Raw genomic sequence first — 22517 nt, forward strand, 5'->3', positions numbered from 1 at the left:
TTTTTGTTCTTCTTAACTTAGTGTTCCCAGATTGAACTAAAAAATAATCAGAAGTATTGAAGCCTATAACCACAACTGAGAGTTCGGAATAATTGAAATAAGTATTTTCACTAAACACATTTATAATGATAATGGAATAGAATCAAACATTAGTGATATTATTTTTATTCAATCATAAAAAATAGATGAAGCCATCATATATATCGACTTATTTCTTAGGGTTATTGCTACTACTTCCAGGTGTTGGTTCTGCACAGATTCTTCCTGATAGAACGACTAAAACGCAAATAATACCTGATACCTTGATGAATGGTGACATAATCAACGGTGGTTTAATAAGTGGTGGTAACTTATTTCATAGTTTTAGCGAATTTAATGTCAATGCTGGACGTGCAGTATACTTTGCCAACCCTAATAATATTACCAATATATTTACCCGAATTACAGGCAATAATTCATCAAGTATTAATGATACGCTTGGAGTATTGGGGAATGCAAATTTATTTTTAATGAATCCGAATGGAATTGTATTTGGAACTAATGCGAAATTAGATATAAAAGGTTCGTTTTTGGGAACTACAGCAGATACAATTAACTTTGCTGACGGTTCTATGTTCACTACTGCCACCAATTCAACACAAAGCACTCCTCTAATTACTCAAAGTGTACCAATAGGATTAGGATTTGGAAGTCAACAAGCGTCTATTACAGTTAATGGTAAAGGTCATAATCTCACTACAGATACAAGACTACCAGCAGGAAATGCACCAACTGTCCGAACTCTTAATCAGGGTTTACGTGTATCTCCAGGTAAAACATTAGCATTAGTCGGCGGAAATGTTAACCTTGATGGTGGTGTTTTGACTGCAGAAACAGGGAGGATAGAAATTGGTGGTGTCGGTAGTGGACAAGTTAAAATAACACCAACTGACTCAGGATTTGCTTTGGATTATGCAAGTACCTCAAATTTTGGTGATATTTTTCTTAAAAACCAATCCTTAGTTGATGTTAGTGGCGTAAATGCGGGTCAACTACAAATTCAAGGTCGTCGAATCAATCTCAGTGATGCTTCTGTGGTACTTTCTCAAAATTTGGGCAATAATAATGCGTCGGACATGAAAATTCATGCATCTGAAGCTATTGAGTTAAGCGGTACTAATAGAAATGGTCGAGTTCGCACAGGATTTCATAGCGAAACTTTAGCTAGGGGTAGAAGTAGTAATATTGATGTCAAAACACCATTACTATTACAACAACAGGGTGCTGGTATAGTAAATTCTAGCTTTAATGTGGGTACTACCGGAGAAATAAACGTAAATGCTAATGATATTAGATTAATCGGTGCCTCTGCTACAAATCCAGCAATTGCAACTGCGCTAACTACGGCAACATATGGGACAGGAGTCGCTGGAAATATTAAAGTTAATGCCCAAAAGATATTAATGTTAGGTGGTTCTTTCTTATCTAGTAATACTTACAGCCGTTCTAGTTTGGGTATGGGTGGTAATGTCATTGTCAATGCTGATGATATTCAAGTTTCTGGCGCCACTCCCCTAGCATCAACAACTGCAATCGCTTCTGCAAGTTTTGGTGCAGCAAAAGCTGGCAATTTAACTGTAAATACTAAAACATTGCAACTTCTAGAAAGTGCTTCAGTTTCAGCAACCGCTTTTGCTAGTGGAGACGCTGGTAATGTTAATATCAATGCTGCTAACTCAATTAAAGTTATTGGTTCAAACCAAGCCCTAGGTAACAGTACTATTAACTCCTCTGTAACTATAGCGCCTCTTGAATTTCAAAGAATATTAGGAATATCTGGCAACCCGACAGCAAATGCTGGCACGGTGTTAATTAAAACACCACAATTAACCATAACAAATCTAGGTGCGGTTAGCGTGAGAAACGCTGGTCAAGGTAACGGTGGGGAGCTTCAAATTATTGCAAATTCAATTCAATTCAAAAAGGGGGGGAAAATTCAATCACGGAGTCAAAATGGTTTCGGTGGTAATATTTACGTGCAAGCTAATGAAATGCAATTACAAAAAAATAGTCTGATTAGTGCTGCTGCTGGTGGTACAGGTCAAGGAGGAAACATTAATTTAAATACCGATAGCATTGTTTTGCTAGAAAACAGTAATATTACTGCAAATGCTATTCGCGGTCAAGGAGGACGTATTAATATTAATACTCAAGGTATTTTTAGCTCACCCAATAGTGAAATTACAGCTTCTTCCGAAGTTGGTATCGATGGTGTAGTTCAAATTATAACTCCTGATATTAAGCAAGAAAATAATTTACAACAACAACCTAGTAATTTTGTGATACAGGAAACTATTGTGGCAAATAGTTGTTTAGTGAATCGCAATGCTCAAACTAGTCAATTTGTGGTTACAGGTAATGGAGGTGTTCCAGAAGCTCCTGATACTCCAAATATAGAATATTCTCTATTGCAGGTGATGCCAACGTCAGCAAGTGTAAACGCACAGTCTATAGTACCTGAAAGTTCTAAATTATCTTCTTGGAAAGCCGGTGATAGGATTGAAGAGGCTATTCAATTAGTCAGAACTAAAGACGGTAGATTACTTTTGGCTAGCAGCAATCATCATAACTATAAGGATTTGAAACAACTTACATGTTAAGATTAGGGCAGAGTATACTTACGGATACTGAATATTTTGATAATGATAATTAAAATAAAGATTGTCAATAAATCCGCATTATAAGCAATTATTGACTAATTTTGGCGATTAAAGAGGGAAATATAAGGTCAGCGTCAAAAAGATGTATTTATAAAGTTCGTCTATTTGTAATCTTGTTAATGCTTGTTTTTACATCATCATTAGTTGACGCTCTGTGGCGCGACTGTAATACTGCGGGCACACCAGTACAGCCAAAACAACTAATTATCGCTGTATTAATTAACAACGTTGAAGGTGGCGACCATTTGGAGTTAATACAATAATGAAAAAAAAATATTAATAGTCAATACAAAAATATAGCTGACCTTATTTACAAAAGCACATCTTATCATTACAAGCGTTTACTATTAGTATTTTTTTATAACTAGTGTATTAGCTGTAGGTATTGTTTTAGCTAGACAATACTTAAATTTTCTATCGCGGGTGCTAGAAAACTTACAGCAAAATGCTTTTAGTGAAGTTGAGCAACAAAGAAAAAGTGTAATTGCGTTGGGCGGCAGTTCCAGATTTTAGACTGCACTCAAGGGTTGTATCCATTTTCATGAATTTTGAAAGAGTGATAAATCCATTTTGTTTTTAGCTTTGTATTGGAGTGCTGTTCTTATCTTTGGTGCTGCAAATTCTGTTACCCGCAAGCTGACGGAAATTGGTGCTAACAATTTTGTGGATGGTAAAAACCCGATTTCATTTTGTAATGTTTTATTTGTGAGTAATCTTTGCGCTTTGTTAGTATTAATAATCGTCTTGCAAGATATAAGGCGCGGCACAATTAGAAATGTGGAAAACACCAGCTACAAAGGCGCCATATTATTGGGCGGCGTTTACAATGCAAGGTGAGTGGCAGTAAAGCGCAGACCGCACCATTAAACAGTGGCGCCGATTTCTTGGCATCAGTTCTAGTTATAATAAAAAGTACAAAAAAACTATTTATTATCACCGTGAAATCTTTGTTGACTGATGTCCAACTTGAATCATCTGAAGTTGTTGCTAATTCACCTATAACTATCAATATTACCAGCAACATGATTTGGTGAAGCGAAAAAACTTGGTAAAATTCGAGTTGTCTAAGATGCTTCGTACCTCAGCATGACATAATAAAATCATCGTAGAGACGTTACATGTAACGTCTCTACAGGGGTGGCAATTAACCAAACACGATATTATTTCAATTCCAGCTTCTCATGTTCACCAACATTACTGGCAGGTTTACCTGTTGCTACAGCTTTCACCAAACTGACAGCATTAGCAACAACACTTGAAGGAGAATCCCAGTACTCAGCATTTTCAACATTGACTTTAATAAGGGCAATATCTGGTTCTTCAAGCTCTTTGGGGAACCAAGCTTTAAGCTGGGGTTGCCATAACTCTTCAAGTTTTTCTCTATCTCTAACAATTTCTGCCGTACCAGTTAGAGAAACATAGCTTTGTTTTTTGGGGTCAGCGTAACTGACGTTTACTTCATGGCGCCGATTAATTTCATTGACCTTAAGCGAGCTTGCGTAGGTAAAAAACCATACATCACCGTTAAACTCTACTTCTTTATTGGTTGCCATCGGACGACTGTGTAATTTACCTTCACTGTCAACAGTCGTTAGCATGGCATAGTCGATATCTTTGATTAATTCTCTAACTTTTTTGATGCTGTCGCCGTTGTTTCCGTTTGAGTTAGTCATGTTTATTCTCTCTGTTACTTAGCCTGATGTTGAGTTTGATTGACATGCCAAAACAAACGCACAACCATATAGATAAGCGTTTTGGCTATGAAGTCAACTTGAATATTCGTCAACATTACCCCTAACTGCTAACTGGTATCCTGCATCTAAGGTTAGGTATTTTGAACGGCGCCACTCGAAATTTCACGCTCAAAAATGCTGCGTTACAGGAGTGTAATGCTGATTTTGATGCCAAATATTGCGACTATAGTGGATTTTGGCGGCAAACACCACTTAGGGTTTACGGTTGACGCGAATTACTTACAGTATTATTTCTCATACATTAGACGAAGTGAAATAAAACAAATTGTGAGTTTGAAAGCTGCTGCATGGAGTCAATTGGCTGACCGTCCGTTAAATTGTTCGGGAAACCACCCTTCATGGAGAGGCTACACAGGCTCAGTATATATATCAGCATAGTTATGGGTTTTCACCCTCTTGAAGCCAAAATCTAAGGTTTGAAGTGCTGAACTGGTTGCAAATCGCGCAACTAGGTTGGTTTAATTTTCTCGCCCTTATTACGTCCATTTATTAATTTGTAGTTAAACGGAGCCAGCACCTACAATGGCAAAAGTAGTTGGAATAGACTTAGGAACAACTAACTCCTGCGTGGCAGTCATGGAAGGTGGTAAACCCACAGTTATTGCTAACGCTGAAGGTTTTCGCACCACTCCCTCGGTTGTTGCGTTTGCGAAAAATGGAGACCGCTTGGTTGGTCAAATCGCCAAACGTCAAGCGGTAATGAACCCTGAGAATACTTTTTATTCAGTAAAACGCTTTATCGGACGCCGCTTCGAGGAAGTTACAAATGAAGCTACGGAAATCTCATATAAAATTTTACAGAGCGGTGGAAACATTAAATTAGACTGCTCTGCAGCAGGCAAGCAGTTTGCACCAGAAGAAATTTCCGCACAAGTTCTTCGTAAATTAGTTGAAGACGCTAGTAAGTATCTTGGTGAAACTGTCACTCAGGCAGTAATTACCGTACCTGCTTACTTTAACGACTCACAACGTCAAGCAACCAAAGACGCAGGTAAAATTGCGGGTATTGAAGTATTACGGATTATCAACGAACCTACTGCTGCATCGTTAGCATACGGTTTTGATAAGAAGAGCAACGAAACAATTCTTGTATTTGACCTTGGTGGTGGTACTTTCGACGTATCTGTCCTTGAAGTAGGAGATGGAGTATTTGAAGTACTTGCAACCTCTGGTGATACCCACTTAGGTGGTGACGACTTCGACAAAAAAATCGTTGACTTCCTTGCTGAAGAATTCCGCAGAGCGGAAGGTATCGACCTTCGTAAGGACAAACAAGCGTTACAACGTTTAACAGAAGCAGCAGAGAAAGCAAAAATCGAACTTTCGAGCGTTACCCAAGCCGAAATCAACCTGCCTTTTATCACTGCAACACAAGATGGTCCTAAGCACCTCGACACAACGTTAACACGCGCACGCTTCGAGGAACTTTGCTCTGACTTGATTGACCGTTGCCGCATTCCTGTTGAAAATGCGTTACGTGACGCGAAACTCAGCAAGACTGATATTGATGAAGTTGTATTAGTTGGTGGTTCGACTCGTATCCCTGCAGTACAACAGTTAGTTAAGACTGCATTAGGTAAAGACCCTAACCAAACAGTAAACCCTGATGAAGTGGTAGCTGTTGGCGCCGCAATTCAAGCTGGTGTATTAGCTGGTGACGTTACTGGTATCTTATTGTTAGACGTAACACCACTTTCTCTAGGTGTGGAAACCTTGGGTGGTGTAATGACTAAGATTATTCCTCGTAACACAACCATTCCTACCAAGAAGTCAGAAGTATTCTCTACCGCAGTTGACGGACAAACAAACGTAGAAATTCACGTCCTCCAAGGTGAGCGTGAAATGTCCAACGACAACAAGAGCTTAGGAACTTTCCGTCTTGATGGTATTCCTCCAGCACCTCGTGGTGTTCCCCAAATTGAAGTTGTGTTCGATATCGACGCTAATGGTATCTTGAACGTAACTGCAAAAGACAAGGGTACAGGTAAGGAACAGTCTATTAGTATTACTGGCGCCTCCACCCTCGACAAGACAGACGTTGAGCGCATGGTACGTGATGCAGAACAAAACGCATCAACCGACAAAGAACGTCGCGAAAAAATCGACCGTAAAAACCAAGCTGACTCTTTGGCATACCAAGCAGAGAAGCAAATTCAAGAACTTGGTGACAAAGTACCCGCAGCAGACAAAACCAAAGTTGAAGGTTTGGTTAAAGACCTCAAAGACGCTGTTGCAAAAGAAGACGACGAGCAAATCAAACGCATTATGCCCGAATTGCAACAAGCACTATTTGCAGTTGGTAGCAGCATCTATCAACAAGGTGGTGACGCTGGCGCCCCTGGTGCTGGTGCCCCTGGTGCTGATCCTGGTTCTGCTGGCGGAGCATCGGAAGGTGGTAGCGGTGATGACGTAATTGACGCGGATTTCACTGAATCTAAGTAATTATTTCGTAATTACATTTCCAGGTTAAATCTGGGAACATTAAAATATCCACACTAGCTTTTGTTAGTGTGGGTTTTTGTTGTTAAGAGGGGGTTGTTTTGCAACGGATGTAACGGATGTAACGGATGATTTATTTGTTACAAACAGAGTTTAGTTATTTAAAACTACTTATCCGTTACATCCGTTCATCATCCGTTGCTAATTATTTTACCCACCAAATTTAATGACATGGAACACTACACTTTAAAGATGCAGTTTAATTCGCTTAATATTTGTCTATTTCCACCAAAAGCGAAACTTGTAATTCTTCTATTGATTGCTTTTCCAACATTTGAATTATAGCTAAATTAATCGCGGCTTCAGCGTCGTGATACTTGTTAAAATCGTCGGTAAACGTGCGTAGCCTAAACACGCGAGCATTTGCTTCAATTCCTTGTAGTCGAACTTGACAGTTAGGGGAAACTAAATCAATGGTCTTTGGTATTTCTTGTAAAGCTTGGTAAATAATAGCAGATTGTTCTGCAGAAAGTTTATCGATTTTTAGGGTGAAATTAAGACCATATGAAGGTTTATCTGAGGGATTTTGTGTCCAATTTTCTACAATACCAGTAATCATTTTTGAGTTAGGAATTTTTTGGATAGAATTCCATTTAGCAACACGCAATTTTGTACTTCTCAAACCGATTTCTAGAACGTTGGCAAAACCGTCAATTCCTGCAATAATTAATCTATCTCCCGGTTGATACAGCTTATCGAGGAAAATAATTACAGTGCAAAACCAGTCATAAATCACATCTTTAATTAGTAAACCAAAAGCTACACCTGCTCCACCTAATAAACCAATTAGCGCTGAGGCAGATGCACCTAGCAATATTTCAGATGCCTTGATAACTACAACTAAAATAGCAGCGACCTGAAATAACTTTGGTAAATAGGGAAGAAGTAAATTATCAAGTTCAGTTTCGGTACTAGCTGCGAACTTTCTGAGCGCTTTGCCAAGTAACGGTGAAACATGGTATACAATATAGGCACCGATACTAATAGCTAGAAAATTTATAATTTTTCCACTTAGTTGAGTTATTTGAACTCCAAGTTCTGGCGCCAGAATTAACTGTCCAACCCACAGTCCAGCTAACAAAATTAACCAGCCAGTCGGTTGCTTGAGAATTTCAATTAATTCATCATCTAAAGACGTTTTATCTTCACTTGCTAATAATTCAAGCCTACGAATAATTACAGATAGAAAAAAATGTTTTGAAGCTTGTGTGATTACAATAATTAGGACAAAAAGCAAAATTTTTAAAATTGGTATACTCGTAAGATTGATATTATAATCAATAATAGTGTGTTTGATTGCGTCTAAAAATTGCTGTTGGTTTTCCATAGTTAATTTACATCTTGTAAAAAAAAACTGCAAACTAAATCATTGACATTGCTTTGAAAAATGATACAGGTTTTGCTGGGTTTTAAATATATATTATTTAACATTTGACAACAAAGAACAATATTATGCTCCAGAGGTTGTACGCTTTTATGACTGGATAATGAGTAAACGGTGCCTAAGAAGAAAGCTTATGTCTTTTAAGCTAAAACCTTTGATAGTAGCGCGAACGATAACAGTAATCTATACTCTTGCTAAGGTTAAATAAGACCAAAATTTGAAGCAGGTAATTTTGGATGATGACCCTAAGCTATTTAATATATTGGTGGGAGCATAACCTAGATATTTCGGTAATACCATAGATTCATAAGTTAATGCAGGAGGCAAAAATGACATATCCGATGGCGCCTTGGAATTTACAGGGTTATGCGGTGGCAACTGTGCATCTAACAGATATAGACCGCGTTCGTCCATTAATTCCCTCTGAGTTTGAGATTTTTTCTGTTTTTCCTGGTAAAACAGTTGGTGCAGTGTATGTGTCTAATTATCAACCAGGTTCGGTACTCGAATATAGCGAGTTGATTGTTGTACCTGCTTTAGTTACATATCAAGGCAAGGTTAGTGGTTGGGTATCACATATATATGTAGATAATCTTGACTCAGTTGCAGGTGGTCGAGAAATTTGGGGACTACCCAAGGAACTTGCTGATTTCACTTGGCTTGACAAACGTGTTTTTGTACAGCAAGCAGGTAGAACGCTTTGTACTCTAGATTTTAATAAGCAAAGTTGGATGAATTGGCGCCTACCTTTGGGATGGTCGAGTTTTAGTACCAAGAATGCAAATATACTATCTTTTCCGTTTGGATTTGAGTTTAATTTAGGTTTGATTAGTTCTAAGTTAGAAGTTCCTCTAGAAAGTCCGTTTGCTTCGTTAAATTTGGGGGCGCCGCTTTTAAGTGCTTGGTGCGATAATTTGAACTTGCGAGTTGATGCCCCACAAATTATAGGCGCCCGTGCAGTTGATTACAGTTATAACTAAAATCCTGGCAACGGATGATAAGCGGATGTAACGGATAGGCGATTTTAAATAACTAAACTTTGTTTTATATGAGTAACTCATCCGTTGTATCCGTTACAAGAATTTGTCCCATAAATGCCACTTTTTTGTTCTAACTTTATCACCTCCTTGAAGTTAGTCTTGTAAACAAAGGTTAAAAAACTTGTAATTACGTATCAATGACTAAAGCTATTGAATACAAATAAGAGTTTTTTCCACCATGATTTATCAAGGAGGTATTTTGTGGCAAGCTTAATTCAACATTTATACAGCTTTAGATTCGGTATACTTACTTTTGCGCGCGGATGGCTAAATAATTTAGAAGTGCATGATTACAAATTAGCTGATTGGTTATGTAAATTAATACCAGCTAGTTGTCCTTTTGAGCAAGCAATTAAATTTTGGGGTGGTAATGTTGTTCACATCCCACCCTTGTGCAAGCTTAATCCATTGTATGAAGAAATTGTAAGTCTACGGCTGCGTGCTTTATGTTACTTAGTAGATGAATGCGGTTGTGATGCCACACTTTATCTTTAAGCCAATGGCAAGTGAACTTGAAAGCAACTACCAACTCCTACCTTGCTACTGACGGTAATCTTTCCCAAATGCCGTTGGACTATTGCTTGAGCAATGGCTAACCCCAATCCTAAACCTTCTTTGGCTTGAAGACGCGCAGTTTCCGCGCGCCAAAACCGTTGAAAGACTAGGGGTATATATTCTTGAGGAATACCGATTCCAGTATCTTCTACACGCACAACAGCGAATAGTTTGTGCTTTTCTAAGAAAAGTTTTACTACACCTCCAGTTCTGCTGTATTTGATAGCATTCTCTAATAGATTTGCAAACAAGCGTTTTAACTGACGAGTGTCACCTTTAATGTGGATATCTGTTGATAAATATGACTCAAAACTTAATTTTTTATTTTGAGCATCTGTTTCAAAGGTATCTGCTAAATCCTGTAATATTTCATCCAGGGGAACTTTCGGATAATCTAGGACATTAGTATCAGTAAGAGCATCGGTGTGAGAGAGGAAGCGTAAATCTTCAACTAAATGGCGGATTTGCTGTGTAGCGGTGCTAATAGTTTTGAATTTTCGCACATCATCGGCAGAAAATTGTTCTGAGTGGCTTTCCATGAGTTCAACGGTAGTCATAATTACCGTCAATGGATTGCGTAACTCGTGCGATGCGTCAGCAGTAAACTGTTTGAGATTTTGAAAACTTTGCTTGATGGGTTGAATGACTAACAATGTTAAGAACATACCACTAACACTGCTAAGAGTTAAAACAATTACACCTCCTACTTCCAAACCAAGTTGTAATTGACCCATTCTTTGATCAAATTCTTTAGTCGATTCATTGACGCGAATATAGCCTTCAAGTTGTAATATCTTTTTATTTAAGCTATCTGTGTAGACGGCTATTGATACAGAGCGGATGTTACCATGCTGTTCAACTAAAGGAGAACCTTCATTTAAGCGATTAGTAGAAGCGCTTTTGGCTAGGGGAAAGTTAGGGAAATTAGTTCCCTCTCTAGCTATCAGCTTGCCATCGGCATCAAACCATTCTAAGCTTTGCTGACTGTCAAATAGATTCCGCCAAGGCAGGTCTTTATTAAGGTCTTTAGTTCCTTTGGTTTTGATTGTTTGTAAGCTGGGAACAGCCGCTTGAGCCAAAGTTTGCAAGCGTTCATCCTGGTCTTTAAGCAAGTCCGCCCGAAAAAAATAATAAATAGACGTTGCGGATATACTAAAAATTGCTGACATAGCTGTCAGGTATGCCAGCCAAATACGCCAGGATAAAGATTTTGATATTTTACTTTGGATATACCTTGAGACCGTAGTCCAAGTCATAGGCAGCAATCACACCATAACTCATTAGTAGCTCCAGGCGCTTTAATTTGTGTTTTCGGCATTGGGAATCACTTCCTTAAGAAAGCACAAACTAAAGTGAGTGGAGAGAAACACGCACGGGTTTCTGATTATGTGTATACAGCTTCACATGTCTCAATGAAGAAACTATGAAAGTCCGATGAGAAGCTTCTCATGATCAAATCTCGACTGGAAGTAGTTTACCTAAGAGTAACTATTTTACAATAATGCGGTGTTCCCAAAATCTTTGAGGTGGTAGCCAAAACCATAAGCAGTCGTGACAAAATCATCACAGGCGCCTGCTAATTTGAGTTTTTGTCTTAAACGCTTAATCAAGGCTTTGACGGCATCTTCTGTAGGTGGTTCATCAAAAGACCATAGACTTTCGATTATTGTGCTGCGACTTAACACCTTACCACCGGAGCGGGCTAAAAGTTCCAAAAGACAATACTCTTTAGGAGTAAGTTGTAAAAGTTGCTGATCGTAAGTAGCTTGATGTAAATTTGGATTGACTTGCAACTTTCCCCATTCCAAGAGCGTAGACAAGGTACTACTACCTCGACGCAGTAGTGCGCGGATGCGTGCAGATAGTTCTTGCAAGTTGTAAGGTTTAACTACATAATCGTCTGCTCCTGCATCTAAACCTTCGACTTTATCTACTGGAGTATCACGCGCTGTCAACATCATTACGGGTACTTGATTACCTTGAGAACGTAAGCGACGACACAAACTGATACCATCCAGCTTTGGTAGTGTTACATCTAAAATAAGTAAATCATAAGTAAACGCCGTTACAAAATCCAAACCCTCTTGCCCATTGGCAACGGCATCAACTAGATAATGTTGGTCAGCAAGTGCTTCTGTAAGCGATTGTGCAATTCGACAGTCATCTTCTGCTAACAGAATTTTCATGTTTTATATTTTACCTGGTATCTACAGTACTTAGAATTGTTAGCTACTCAAGAGCCGGGACAGAGACTTCGATACTTTGGTTAACAATCAATTAGCTATAGCGTTTGGACTCTAGATAAGCTGAACAAGATATACCGACTTAAAATGGTCAGACCGAAGTTTCAAGGGAAGCATCGAGCCTCACAATAATCGGTATTATTGTATGAATTTCATGTCATATCAACTGTTACCTCTGTTACCTAAAGTTGGGCACTCTTCTCAAAACCCTTTAGAAATCATCACTAAGTAATTCTTCCCAAAAGGTTAGATTGTGTAGTTCCAAAGTATTGAACTACTAAGTACACTACAAGCAATGATATCTACAATACACAAGTAGAGGACACTTTGGAAACTGTCCACACATCGAAAAATACGGCAATGCAAGCTATGCGCGATAAATTTATGAGTAAATTTTAGATTAAATTCAAATTTCCTCGAATTGTCCTTTTTTTGTCCCGGTTTTGTCACGTTCGTAGTACTTAAATAAAAACATAGACATAAACAAAGCTTCTAGATGGCATAAAAATTACTAATGATTCGTTTCTGACGTTAATGCCACTGGAAGTAAGCTCAACCACATTCATAGAAACAGGAAAGGATTATGAACAATGTCATTGCGTTCAACAACATCCACATTCACGGCAATGTACGTACATCTTTCAACTCTGTAGAAAAAAATCCCGAAATCCACAATACAGCTTATATTCATCCTTTAGCAGCGGTAATTGGTAATGTTCATCTTGGGAAACGAGTGATGGTTGCACCAGCAGCTTCTGTTCGTGGTGATGAAGGTCAACCACTTTGGGTGGATGATGATGTAAATATCCAAGATTGTGTTGTGCTTCATGCTTTAGAAACCCATGTTGATGGGGTATTAGTGCGGGAAGCAGTGGTGGAAGTTGATGGTGAATTCTATGGAGTATATATCAGCCCGCGCGTATCTTTAGCTCATCAGTGTCAGGTGCATGGCCCTGCTTATATCGGTTCTGACACTTTTGTGGGAATGCAAGCTTTAGTTTTTCGTGCCTCGGTTGGAAAAAATTGCGTTATCGAGCCAAAAGCTTTAGTTATGGGTGTCAATATATCCGATGGCAGATATGTACCTGCAGGCGCCTTAATCACGACTCAAGAAGCTGCCGATAATTTACCTTTGATCAGTAATAGTTACCCCCTCAGAAGTCTGAACAAAGCAGTAGTACACGTAAACACAGAACTTGCTGAAGGTTACCACGACAAAGAAAATCTTACACTCTTCCTCGCTGCATAAATAAGAGTGCTGAGTTTTGAGTGCTGAGTGCTTAGTTTCTCTCAATCGCGTAAATACATCTTGACTCAGCACTTAGCACTCAGCACTGGGCACTGTAAAAAACTATTAGGAGGAAAACTTCATGACAATTCCTAAACTAAGAGTAATTAATGGGGGCAAACGCCACACTTGTCAACCCCATATTATCAGCCAGAACTTAAACGTTTCAGATAATAGACGAATTCCGGCAGGAGCAATAGTTAATACTCAAGCTGCCGCAAACTGCTTACCCTTTACTCGTAGCAAAATTAATTCTAGAGAATAGCTGCTCTTGCTTGCTAATGACGAACGACGAATGACTTTTGACCAATAGAAAGTGAAAAATTGGAGTTTCATGTCATGACTTCTAGTTTATCCAGTAAACAAACATATTTACTCGACAAGCTCAAATATTACTGGCATTCTGCTAGCGAAAGAATATCAAAAACACCAGAGCGTTCGCTTGATTGTGCTTATCAGTCAGTCTTAAAAATTAAAGCCATTGAAGATGAGCATTTTGGCGGTAAGACAATTTTAACTGAACCCGTTCAAGATTCTACTTGCTTTGCATCAGTTTTGCGTACAGATGTTGAAAAGCAAGTAACGATGACCAAGATGAGATTAGCTGAATTTAAAGCAAGTTGTTTCGTTCTGGGCAATCTAAGTACCAAAAATTTAGGAAAGTTAAAGCTAGTAGAAGAATTTTTGGCAAAGTATACAATCAGCGAACCCCTTGCAAATACGGTAAATGTAGTCGGTAATGCAGATGCAATAAATGTAGAAACAGTCAATGATAAAACTGCTGTGTTACCTAGGTCAATCGGTCGTACATTGCATAAAATTTCCGATGAATTTAACCCCAAGGCAGAAGCAGAATATGTCAGAAAATACCGCAATTCTAGAGCTAAGACAAAAACCGCAGTTAGGTTTATTATTACTTTAATCATTGTTCCTGTCTTAACTCAGCATTTTTCTAAACAGTTCTTGATTAGTCCAATTGTAGAGAAAACTAGGGGTACAGATGATTCGCAACTGTTTCTTAATTACGAAATGAAGGAAGAAGCACTACACGAATTACAAAGCTACGAAGAAGTTTTGAAATTTGAAAACTTAATTCATCAGGCGCCACCTTTATCTCCAGAAGTAGTTGAAGATAAAGTTAAACATAAAGCAAGTGAACTAGCAAAAGAGTTCCATCATAAAAGTAACAGTGCTGTTAGTAATGTTTTTGCGGATATGGCTGCACTTATAGCTTTCGGCTTAGTGATTATTACAAGCCGCAAAGAAATCATTGTTTTGAAGTCTTTTATGGATGATATTGTTTACGGACTGAGTGATAGTGCCAAAGCATTCATTATCATTTTGTGTACAGATATCTTTGTAGGTTTCCACTCTCCTCATGGATGGGAAGTAATTGTAGAAGGTATAGCTTCACATCTAGGTATCGCTGCAAATAAAAGCTTCATCGGTCTTTTTATCGCTACATTCCCAGTTGTCCTAGATACAATCTGTAAGTATTGGATATTTAGATACTTAAGCAAAATTTCTCCCTCAGCAGTCGCAACCCTTAGAAATATGAATGAATAATTCTCTCTGTTACCTCTGTGCCTCTGTGGTGATAATCTTTACTAATTTACCACAGAGACGCAGAGAACGCAGAGGGAAGAGTAAGAAAATTTTACTACATGATAATGGAGAGTTAAATATGGTGTTACCAATCAATAAAAATGCTCGTCGCAAACAAGGTTACAAAAAAGCCAATAAAAATAATATTCTGTGTGGCTCATTCAATAAACAGTCGAATACGGATCGAAGACAGTCTAAAGGTAGTAAAAGCGCAAACACTTCTTTGCGCTCATTCAAAGAGAAGTTCCGACTTTATACTGGCGAACAGCTTCATGGAACACAAGTGATTTTTCGTTTGGCAAAAACACTTATTTCCGCTATTTTGCCTTGGGCTTTATTATCGAGTGGATATGGGTTTACTGTTTCATTGCTCAATCATTTTGGACATTTATCAGTTTTTAGCGACAGTAAAGTTCTCCCCCATGTTGTCTTGAGTCTGAACATTGTTTTGAGTTTGCTATTGGTTTTTCGTACAAACACAGCGCATGAGCGGTTTTGGGAAGGACGAAAGCTCTGGGGCGCCCTAGTGAACGCGGTTCGCAATTTAGCCAGGGGTATGTGGATATATATCGAAGAACCCGAACCGGGACATAGAAGTGAAAAAGAAGCAGCAATGCGCCTAGTGTTAGCTTTTACAGTCGCAATGAAGTTACATTTACGTCGTGACCCTGTAAATTTAGAATTGGCGCCTTTAATGTCATCGTTTCAGTACCATCAACTCAAGGATGTAAACCATCCACCATTAGAAATATCATTGTGGATAGGAGATTATTTGCAAAGTCGCTATCAGCGTCAACAGGTAAATATATTTCAATTGAATACTCTGCATGAATTGATTGATAAGTTAGTAGATATTTTAGGAGGTTGCGAGCGCATCTTGAAAACACCAGTACCACTAATTTACACTATCACATTGAAAACATTACTGGTAATTTATTTACTGTTACTACCTTGGGAATTAGTCAACGGTTTAACTTGGTGGACAAGTCCAATATTAGGTTTTATTAGCTTTATAGTGCTTGGCATTGACGAAATTGGCTCCGAGATTGAAGAACCCTTTGGACATGACCCGAATGATTTGCCTCTAGATGTGATTTGTAATACGATGAAAAGGAATGTAGAAGATTTAATCAACTTGGCGCCTTGTCAGAATAGTGGCTGTAACAATTTAGATCAAGCAGCTTAGTAGAGAGAAAAGTCGTCATGATGTCAGGGTTTTAAGCGTTTTTGAAAAAGCTGCAAATCAGGGCGCCTGCATTATCTTCTCCAAACGGTATAATCTTGCCATCATTTTGAATCCGATGTTGACGACAGTCGTATGTTTCAACTGGTGTTTTGGCGCCATCAATGCTTACTGATGCCTGATATTGCCAGTATTTTTTAGCACTTCGCTTAATACTGAGGATACAAATCTTATGCCCGTTGTCGCTACGACATGTGAAAGCCTTAGCAGGAAGCGCGATTGTAAAGCTAAGTACAACTATTAGTATGAAAGTAAGTGTTTTTGCCATATTCGATTATAACCCCCACTCAGCTTATATTTTGTGACTTTGACAAGTTTATATTAGAACTTAATTATAGATGGCGCCGTAGAACAAACGGACGATACACTAATATTATAGATATCAACACTCATGCCACATACAGCAATCAATGGCAACACAAAAGGTCACGGTTGAACTTCCCGAACCTGTAATTGCTTTGCGACTTAATAATGAAACTATTACAGAGGCAAGAGCATTGTGGATTAAGAGTAATTGGCATCCACCTGCAAATTAAATATAAATTGCTATTGACAATGAGACTTTTGTTTGTAACATAGCATTTCTTAGTCAAGTTAGGTACAAATCAAATTAGTAAAGTTCTTGTGGAGCGGTCATCCTTGCCCGCCTTTGTGTACTTCATCAAAGCGGGAAATATTATATTTAGTGTATTTCATCGCTCAACTGATGCCAGAAACTTCAAGCTGAAAACACCCGTCCGGTAGAGTGTAAATTATTGCGAAGAACGTGGCCATACAATCTGACTTAATTATTTCTACGAAAGACCTAACAAAAACCTATGGTAGAAAGCCTGTTGTTGATAAACTAAATCTAGCTGTACCACGTGGTTCAATTTGTGGCTTCCTTGGTCCGAATGGGGCGGGCAAAAGTACTACTATTAAATTGTTACTTGGATTAATAAAGCCTTCTAGTGGGAACGGCGCCATTCTTGGTAAAAATATTGTAAATGATAGTGTAGCAATTAGGGAGCGAGTTGGGTTTCTCGCGCAAGACCCACGCTTTTATGGATATTTGAGCGCACGTGAAACTTTGCGTTTTGTTGCTTCGTTCTTTTTCAAAGGTTCTCCAATAGCAATCGAAAATCGAATTGATGAAATGATTCAGCTTGTCGGGTTGGATGGAAAAGCCGACCGTCCGGTTCGAGGTTTCTCAGGTGGTGAACGTCAACGTCTTGGTATTGCTCAAGCTGCAATTAATAACCCAGAGTTAATTATACTCGATGAGCCTGCATCTGCCCTTGACCCATTAGGGCGCCGGGATATGTTACAAATACTTGAGAGTTTTCGCGGACGCAGTACAGTTTTTTATTCGACGCATATTTTGGATGATGTGCAGCGGGTCAGCGATACTGTGGTAATTATGAAACGTGGCAGATTAATTGCTCAAGGTTCCATCCAAGAACTACTCGCAGGAGACCGCAGTCAATTTTACTTAACGGTGCGTGGTGATGGGTTAACAACGCGCGAACTTTTGAAAAGTATACCTTGGATAAAAACGATTGTCCTTGAAGAGGGATTACCAGATGTCGATAATAATCCCACAACCAAGCTTCAAATTAACGTAACTAACCCAAACGTTGCAGAAAATGAGCTTTTGCGGATTGTAATGATGGCAGATAATGAAGTTGTGGTAACGGAATATGGGAGAGTATCTTACGAACTTGAAGATGTGTTTGTAGATTTAGTCGAGGAAGCAACAAAAAATGGTAGTTAGAAGTAAATCTGAATTACAACCCATTACAAACAGTTGGTTACGCGGTTTTCGTGCTGTATATAATAAAGAACTCGTGCGTCACTTTGGTAATAAGCGCTTTTTATCTCAATTAGTTTTGTGGTGTGCAATTTCTGCATCTCCTGCTATCGGACTTACTTTCGGTGGCAGTACAGAATTACCCATAGTACGAGGAACTTCACTTTTAACATTATTTTTGTGGCTGGGTACAGTGCCAATGTCTATTGGAACAATAATACTGACTCAAGGCGCCATTATTGAAGAGAAAATGACCCAGACTTTACTGTGGATATGCTCTAAACCTTTATCACGTCCAGCTTTGATTATGGGAAAATTTGCAGGTTATGCAGTATTTCTTGGTTCTATTGTTCTTGGTGTGCCTGCCCTCATTACTTATATTACTGCAATAATATATGGACTTCCTCTACTGACGTTTTTACCAGGTTTTCTCATCAGCCTGCTAATGATATATTTATTACTTCTATTTCTTTTAGCACTGACCCTAATGCTTGGCGCCTGTTTTAATCATATTGGAACTGTAACAGCAATTGCCTTCTTCGTTTATGTCGGGGGAGCAAGTTTAAATTCTAATCAACAATTGCAAAAGATAGAGCCTTATACATTTTCAGCATTACAACGTTACGCAGTGGAAATAGTATCCGGTCGTTTTCATCCCGAAGCTTGGATAGCTATGGGTACAACGCTTTTGTTAACTATATTGTTTCTACTAATTGCATTTTGGCAAATGGAACGGTATGAGTTGTAATCAGAATGTAGCTGGTGCAGCTATACTAGTATTTACACTATATTTGATAGCAGATGGTATCTACACAAGGGATAACCGACCAAATAAAAAGCTTAAGCGACTTGGAAAAACGCTCTCCACCTTCGTCAAGCTTCAGATGACCAATTTTTTCGTGAATGGGTAGAAGACTTACCAGAACTAACTCAACAAGAGCAATTAGGAGTCGCACGTATTAAGCAGCGTTACGATTATCATCAAGTTGACGGGTTGTTACTTGAAGGTACCGTTAACTTAATAGTTGTGTCTCCTTTGTTGGAAGTTGCTGGTTTTCTAGACCCTCCGTTTCGTATCCGTTCACCTTACGGTATTTTTCTGGAACTAGAAGACCCAGATGAACCAGTTCGAGGTTTTATCGATGCGTTGGTTGTGCAGGAACAACTGTGGATTTTACTTGTGGAATCTAAGCGTACAAGTGTTCCTGTACCCGCAGCTTTACCGCAGTTGTTAGCTTATATGCTTACTACACCTCAACGTGATAAACCAGCTTTTGGTATGGCAACCAATGGTGATGAGTTTGTATTTTTGAAACTTGTTACTGGAGAGGCGCCGCAATATGATGTATCAAGAACTTTCTCCATGTTGCCAAGGCGCCATGAGTTAGGGGAAGTGTTGCGAATTATGAAGCGGCTAGGACAAGTAATTTTAACTTAATTAGATGTTATCCAGTTCAAACGGGAGCAAATTATTCAACATCAAAACATCATCTACCTTATTTAGATTTCCTACACATAAAACTGGTAAGCGTTCTTGGTAAGCTTTTATGGCAATATTGTTATAGTCACCAGTAAGTAAAACATTAATCTTACGTAATTTGTCAAAAACTACGCCAAATAGTGTCACTTTTCCACTGTTTTCATTACTCGGCGCCTGAAGAGCGAGAAACTAATCCCTGAATTTGAAGTGTAGGAAACGTTGTCAAGAGCTACACCTAAAATACCAATTGGTGTACGATTTTCTACTTCTGCTAGAGTTTTAACTGCTTCACCAACTCGAATAGCATAATCTCCTACATCTTGCCTTAAAGGAAGTAAAATTTCAAACTCACCATTGTTAGGTTCTTGCTTCAACCAAATAGTCGCATTTTCAAGGAAAGGACGGTCTTCATACCAACCAGAGTCAAGCAAATAATTTCTTAAATTTTCTAACTTTACAGACTTTAAAATTTCTGGATTGCGTGCTGTAACTTTCATGGTTCTACTCCTTGCCCGCCATCTTTCATGAACAGGATGTTGCCTCTGCTTTTTGCAGTTGATGTAAAAACTAGCAAAATGCTTGACAATTGGGCGTTTTTCATTTGCAACAGACTGACAAATTTTTCAACCAGTTTTATCTGAGATTGGCAGAGCCACAATTTTTTTACCCTTGGCTATAAAAGGGGCTATCTGTTTTCTGATCACTTCACTCATAGTGGTACTGTTAGCCATACACCAAGCGTCAAAAGCAGCCTTATCTTCCGGATCGACAACTATCTGTATAAAATCTCTTGGACGGTTTAGTTTTTTCCGGGGCACTGTTTTTCCTCAATTCCACTTGCTCCAATATATCATGATAATTATTTAGATATAAATTAGCATAATTTCTTTTTTATCATGATAAAAATCATGGTAAAATTGGCTGCGTGAGAGGAACGCAAACTCTCACGCTAAAACAACAACCAGGAGGAGGTGATATAAATGTCCGAGAATGGCAATGGAAAAAGTCGTCGCAACTTATTCGACCCGGTAATTGTATTTATTCGTCTTTTTCAAAATATTTGGATAAGACAGAACCGAGTATCGGGTTCAACTGATGTGGTTGATGGTGACACAGTTTCCAAGGAACTGGAGGATAGACTAGACCCCCCAGAGTTCCCGGACACTGACAGCTAAATGAGGCTCCCTTTTTATACCCGTCCCTAGCAGCAACTAGGGGCTTTCCTCTATTTTACATTCATACTATGAGTAACAATTCATTTATTCGACCCGTTTACTACCTACCAATCGAGCGCAAAAGTGATAGATGGTGTTTTTTGCATGGTGAGGTATTTTGGAATCCCTTAAATTTGCCAATACCTCAAAGTATCGAAGTTTTACTTTGGTGTTTTCGCACATCAATAAGCGAGGTTATCGAACACCTGCGCTCAATCAATAATGCTGCTCCAGGTTACTACTTGGCAAACGTTTTGCACAAAAAATACTACTACTGTGGTACAGAGTGGGATGACATTAGAACTAAATTAATGGACTTAGGAATCGGTAAACCTGAACCAAATCTTATGTAACGCAGTTCTTAAATATGGTATAAAATATGTCTCTGCCAATTTACTCTATCACAGGCGCCTTTAGCCCCGGACATTATTTTTCCCTGCCAAAGAACTATTTTCTTTCAAAATACACACGTTAAGCAGATTAAACATTTATATGGTATATTGTTATTTTAAAGGTTTATAATCACGTTTTTATTTTGGCGCTCAACAGATGCGCCAAGGAAATTTATTAAGCATATTAAAACCCGGTATAAAACCGGGTATTCATCCAAGCAAAGTCAATGTCTTAAGCTATCGCTTTCGCGCCAATCCGCAACAGAAATTATTTCGCCAGCTACGTCGATTGGTAGAAATTCTAGCTCATCAAGTCTTTGCTCAATACAATCAATGCGTTCTTCTAAATGAAGTATACGCCTGAGAATTTTTCTTCGATGCCGCTTTGGTTTTGGCTGATTATAAAGATTCTTTCCATCTGGCATATGTAATACCTCCTGATATTTCTAGAATCGCTATTGGCTTGATTTATGCACGTTCTTTAGAATTGTGTAAAACAAGTCTTCCGCACTTTTGTATGGTTTCGTAGTTTTGTAGTTAGCAATAGCAATTTTGACTTGCTTAACAGTAGAATTAGCCACTAAAGCAATGATGTCAGGAGTCATTTTTACCCCTAGAGCTTCAACATCGCTAATCATGTCAATGCCACTTACAAGAGAAATATTTAAGTCATCTTTACGATTAAGCGAAAAGTCAGGCTTTAGTTGAAACAACCCAATTGATTGCATCCAACGCTCCACAGTATCTACACCATGCGTTTGAGTTAACTCTCCTATTGTTTTCAAGCAGCTAATTTTGAGCGCGATTTGCGCCTCAGAAACACAGTCAACCTGGTGTTCCTGGCTCTCTAGTGGTAAAGAATCAGGAGACAACATGTTATAATAATTCATGTTTTTAATTTATTAATTAAGTAAACACCCCTGCTTTATCGCGAGGTGTTTTTTTATAGTCGTATAAAAACTAATTTATGTTCAATCTACGCATATTCAAAGTATTGTTAATGCTTTAAAAAGCAACCCTCAGCCATTCACTAGACTTAAAAAGAACTATATTTTAATTTTAGGTATGTATGAAAATATAGATACTATCAACGACATATTTCTTGAGGAAAGCAGCGATGATTATTTAATACAGGATACTCTAACACTGGTAAAACAAGGCAAAGTCGTAGAACTTATCAAACAGAAAGAGCCATCAATTATAAGACAGTACTATAGTGTTAAACAACATAGCGATAATGAAGAACCTAGCGATAATAAAAAAGTTTACAAATATTCTTTATTTTGATATAGCTAGGTAAAAAATAGATTGTTTTAAGTTAAACAGTTTATT

The 22517-nt window shown here is 38.4% G+C and carries 27 protein-coding genes; 18 read left to right on the forward strand and 9 right to left on the reverse strand.

The window, feature by feature from the left end:
- Positions 1-185: 185 nt before the first annotated feature.
- The 4 genes from DSM106972_RS12155 to DSM106972_RS53360 all read left to right on the forward strand — a co-directional run bounded on the left by DSM106972_RS12155 (position 186) and on the right by DSM106972_RS53360 (position 3733).
- Positions 186-2639, forward strand: coding sequence for a two-partner secretion domain-containing protein (locus DSM106972_RS12155; protein ID WP_127080955.1), 2454 nt, complete (start codon positions 186-188; stop codon positions 2637-2639).
- 179 nt (positions 2640-2818) lie between these two features.
- Positions 2819-2962: a hypothetical protein gene (locus tag DSM106972_RS51355; RefSeq protein WP_158632813.1), complete on the forward strand. Its 144-nt coding sequence runs from the start codon at positions 2819-2821 to the stop codon at positions 2960-2962.
- Positions 2963-3269: 307 nt separating this feature from the next.
- Entirely contained in the window at positions 3270-3536 is a 267-nt protein-coding gene (locus DSM106972_RS12160; RefSeq protein WP_127080956.1) for a hypothetical protein, read from the forward strand.
- Complete coding sequence (locus DSM106972_RS53360) at positions 3533-3733, forward strand: hypothetical protein (RefSeq protein ID WP_145837522.1); 201 nt, start codon at positions 3533-3535, stop codon at positions 3731-3733. The genes DSM106972_RS12160 and DSM106972_RS53360 overlap by 4 nt, the downstream gene beginning before the upstream one ends.
- 126 nt (positions 3734-3859) lie before the next feature.
- Here the strand turns inward: DSM106972_RS53360 and DSM106972_RS12165 are convergent, their stop codons facing one another.
- Positions 3860-4372, reverse strand: a complete 513-nt coding sequence (locus DSM106972_RS12165; protein ID WP_127080957.1) for a pyridoxamine 5'-phosphate oxidase family protein — start codon at positions 4370-4372, stop codon at positions 3860-3862.
- A gap of 216 nt (positions 4373-4588) precedes the next feature.
- Here DSM106972_RS12165 and DSM106972_RS12170 point away from each other — a divergent pair, with 216 nt between their 5' ends.
- Both DSM106972_RS12170 and dnaK read left to right on the forward strand, forming a co-directional pair.
- Entirely contained in the window at positions 4589-4831 is a 243-nt protein-coding gene (locus DSM106972_RS12170) for a hypothetical protein (RefSeq protein WP_127080958.1), read from the forward strand.
- A 144-nt stretch (positions 4832-4975) separates the two neighbouring features.
- Positions 4976-6895: a molecular chaperone DnaK gene (gene dnaK, locus DSM106972_RS12175; RefSeq protein ID WP_127080959.1), complete on the forward strand. Its 1920-nt coding sequence runs from the start codon at positions 4976-4978 to the stop codon at positions 6893-6895.
- 265 nt (positions 6896-7160) lie between these two features.
- On the opposite strand, the gene DSM106972_RS12180 is transcribed toward dnaK, so the two are convergent.
- On the reverse strand, positions 7161-8279 hold the full coding sequence (locus tag DSM106972_RS12180; RefSeq protein WP_127080960.1) for a mechanosensitive ion channel family protein: 1119 nt from the start codon (positions 8277-8279) through the stop codon (positions 7161-7163).
- A 386-nt stretch (positions 8280-8665) separates the two neighbouring features.
- On the opposite strand from DSM106972_RS12180, the gene DSM106972_RS12185 reads away from it, so the two are divergent.
- Both DSM106972_RS12185 and DSM106972_RS12190 read left to right on the forward strand, forming a co-directional pair.
- On the forward strand, positions 8666-9316 hold the full coding sequence (locus DSM106972_RS12185; RefSeq protein WP_127080961.1) for an acetoacetate decarboxylase family protein: 651 nt from the start codon (positions 8666-8668) through the stop codon (positions 9314-9316).
- 261 nt (positions 9317-9577) lie between these two features.
- The gene (locus DSM106972_RS12190) at positions 9578-9871 is read left to right on the forward strand and encodes a Mo-dependent nitrogenase C-terminal domain-containing protein (RefSeq protein ID WP_233786973.1); all 294 of its coding nucleotides are present in this window, start codon (positions 9578-9580) and stop codon (positions 9869-9871) included.
- On the opposite strand, the gene DSM106972_RS12195 is transcribed toward DSM106972_RS12190, so the two are convergent.
- A complete protein-coding gene (locus tag DSM106972_RS12195) occupies positions 9868-11100 on the reverse strand; it encodes a sensor histidine kinase (RefSeq protein ID WP_127080962.1) in 1233 nt (410 codons plus the stop codon). The two genes, DSM106972_RS12190 and DSM106972_RS12195, sit on opposite strands and share 4 nt — an antisense overlap.
- Before the next feature lie 324 nt (positions 11101-11424).
- Positions 11425-12117: a response regulator transcription factor gene (locus tag DSM106972_RS12200; protein WP_127080963.1), complete on the reverse strand. Its 693-nt coding sequence runs from the start codon at positions 12115-12117 to the stop codon at positions 11425-11427.
- 640 nt (positions 12118-12757) lie between these two features.
- Between DSM106972_RS12200 and DSM106972_RS12205 the strand changes: the two genes are divergently transcribed.
- The 4 genes from DSM106972_RS12205 (at position 12758) to DSM106972_RS12220 (ending at position 16253) form a co-directional block, all read left to right on the forward strand.
- On the forward strand, positions 12758-13423 hold the full coding sequence (locus DSM106972_RS12205; RefSeq protein ID WP_127080964.1) for an LbetaH domain-containing protein: 666 nt from the start codon (positions 12758-12760) through the stop codon (positions 13421-13423).
- A 121-nt stretch (positions 13424-13544) separates the two neighbouring features.
- On the forward strand, positions 13545-13727 hold the full coding sequence (locus DSM106972_RS12210) for a hypothetical protein (protein ID WP_127080965.1): 183 nt from the start codon (positions 13545-13547) through the stop codon (positions 13725-13727).
- A 74-nt stretch (positions 13728-13801) separates the two neighbouring features.
- Complete coding sequence (locus tag DSM106972_RS12215; RefSeq protein ID WP_127080966.1) at positions 13802-15028, forward strand: proton extrusion protein PcxA; 1227 nt, start codon at positions 13802-13804, stop codon at positions 15026-15028.
- A 118-nt stretch (positions 15029-15146) separates the two neighbouring features.
- Complete coding sequence (locus DSM106972_RS12220; protein ID WP_127080967.1) at positions 15147-16253, forward strand: bestrophin family protein; 1107 nt, start codon at positions 15147-15149, stop codon at positions 16251-16253.
- A 31-nt stretch (positions 16254-16284) separates the two neighbouring features.
- Here the strand turns inward: DSM106972_RS12220 and DSM106972_RS12225 are convergent, their stop codons facing one another.
- Positions 16285-16578 carry a hypothetical protein gene (locus DSM106972_RS12225; RefSeq protein ID WP_127080968.1) on the reverse strand — a complete coding sequence of 98 codons (294 nt, stop codon included), beginning with the start codon at positions 16576-16578 and terminating at the stop codon, positions 16285-16287.
- 142 nt (positions 16579-16720) lie between these two features.
- Here DSM106972_RS12225 and DSM106972_RS54860 point away from each other — a divergent pair, with 142 nt between their 5' ends.
- From DSM106972_RS54860 to DSM106972_RS53365, 4 genes are all read left to right on the forward strand, one after another.
- On the forward strand, positions 16721-16846 hold the full coding sequence (locus DSM106972_RS54860) for a hypothetical protein (protein ID WP_267901098.1): 126 nt from the start codon (positions 16721-16723) through the stop codon (positions 16844-16846).
- 230 nt (positions 16847-17076) lie between these two features.
- Positions 17077-18063 (forward strand): ABC transporter ATP-binding protein, encoded by a 987-nt coding sequence (locus DSM106972_RS12235; RefSeq protein ID WP_127080969.1) that lies wholly within the window; start codon positions 17077-17079, stop codon positions 18061-18063.
- Complete coding sequence (locus DSM106972_RS12240) at positions 18053-18847, forward strand: ABC transporter permease (protein ID WP_127080970.1); 795 nt, start codon at positions 18053-18055, stop codon at positions 18845-18847. The genes DSM106972_RS12235 and DSM106972_RS12240 overlap by 11 nt, the downstream gene beginning before the upstream one ends.
- Positions 18848-19126: 279 nt before the next feature.
- The gene (locus DSM106972_RS53365; RefSeq protein WP_233786972.1) at positions 19127-19537 is read left to right on the forward strand and encodes a hypothetical protein; all 411 of its coding nucleotides are present in this window, start codon (positions 19127-19129) and stop codon (positions 19535-19537) included.
- Here the strand turns inward: DSM106972_RS53365 and DSM106972_RS52520 are convergent, their stop codons facing one another.
- Positions 19538-19726 carry a hypothetical protein gene (locus DSM106972_RS52520; RefSeq protein WP_201800711.1) on the reverse strand — a complete coding sequence of 63 codons (189 nt, stop codon included), beginning with the start codon at positions 19724-19726 and terminating at the stop codon, positions 19538-19540.
- Positions 19723-20076, reverse strand: a complete 354-nt coding sequence (locus DSM106972_RS12250) for a hypothetical protein (RefSeq protein WP_201800712.1) — start codon at positions 20074-20076, stop codon at positions 19723-19725. The genes DSM106972_RS52520 and DSM106972_RS12250 overlap by 4 nt, the downstream gene beginning before the upstream one ends.
- Before the next feature lie 483 nt (positions 20077-20559).
- Here DSM106972_RS12250 and DSM106972_RS12260 point away from each other — a divergent pair, with 483 nt between their 5' ends.
- A complete protein-coding gene (locus DSM106972_RS12260) occupies positions 20560-20754 on the forward strand; it encodes a hypothetical protein (RefSeq protein WP_127080972.1) in 195 nt (64 codons plus the stop codon).
- 68 nt (positions 20755-20822) lie between these two features.
- Positions 20823-21146: a hypothetical protein gene (locus tag DSM106972_RS12265; protein WP_127080973.1), complete on the forward strand. Its 324-nt coding sequence runs from the start codon at positions 20823-20825 to the stop codon at positions 21144-21146.
- A gap of 263 nt (positions 21147-21409) precedes the next feature.
- On the opposite strand, the gene DSM106972_RS12270 is transcribed toward DSM106972_RS12265, so the two are convergent.
- A complete protein-coding gene (locus DSM106972_RS12270; protein ID WP_127080974.1) occupies positions 21410-21610 on the reverse strand; it encodes a hypothetical protein in 201 nt (66 codons plus the stop codon).
- A gap of 30 nt (positions 21611-21640) precedes the next feature.
- Positions 21641-22075, reverse strand: a complete 435-nt coding sequence (locus DSM106972_RS12275) for a hypothetical protein (protein ID WP_127080975.1) — start codon at positions 22073-22075, stop codon at positions 21641-21643.
- Between the last annotated feature and the right edge of the window lie 442 nt (positions 22076-22517).

This window comes from Dulcicalothrix desertica PCC 7102, assembly GCF_003991905.1.
GTDB classification, from domain to species: domain Bacteria; phylum Cyanobacteriota; class Cyanobacteriia; order Cyanobacteriales; family Nostocaceae; genus Dulcicalothrix; species Dulcicalothrix desertica.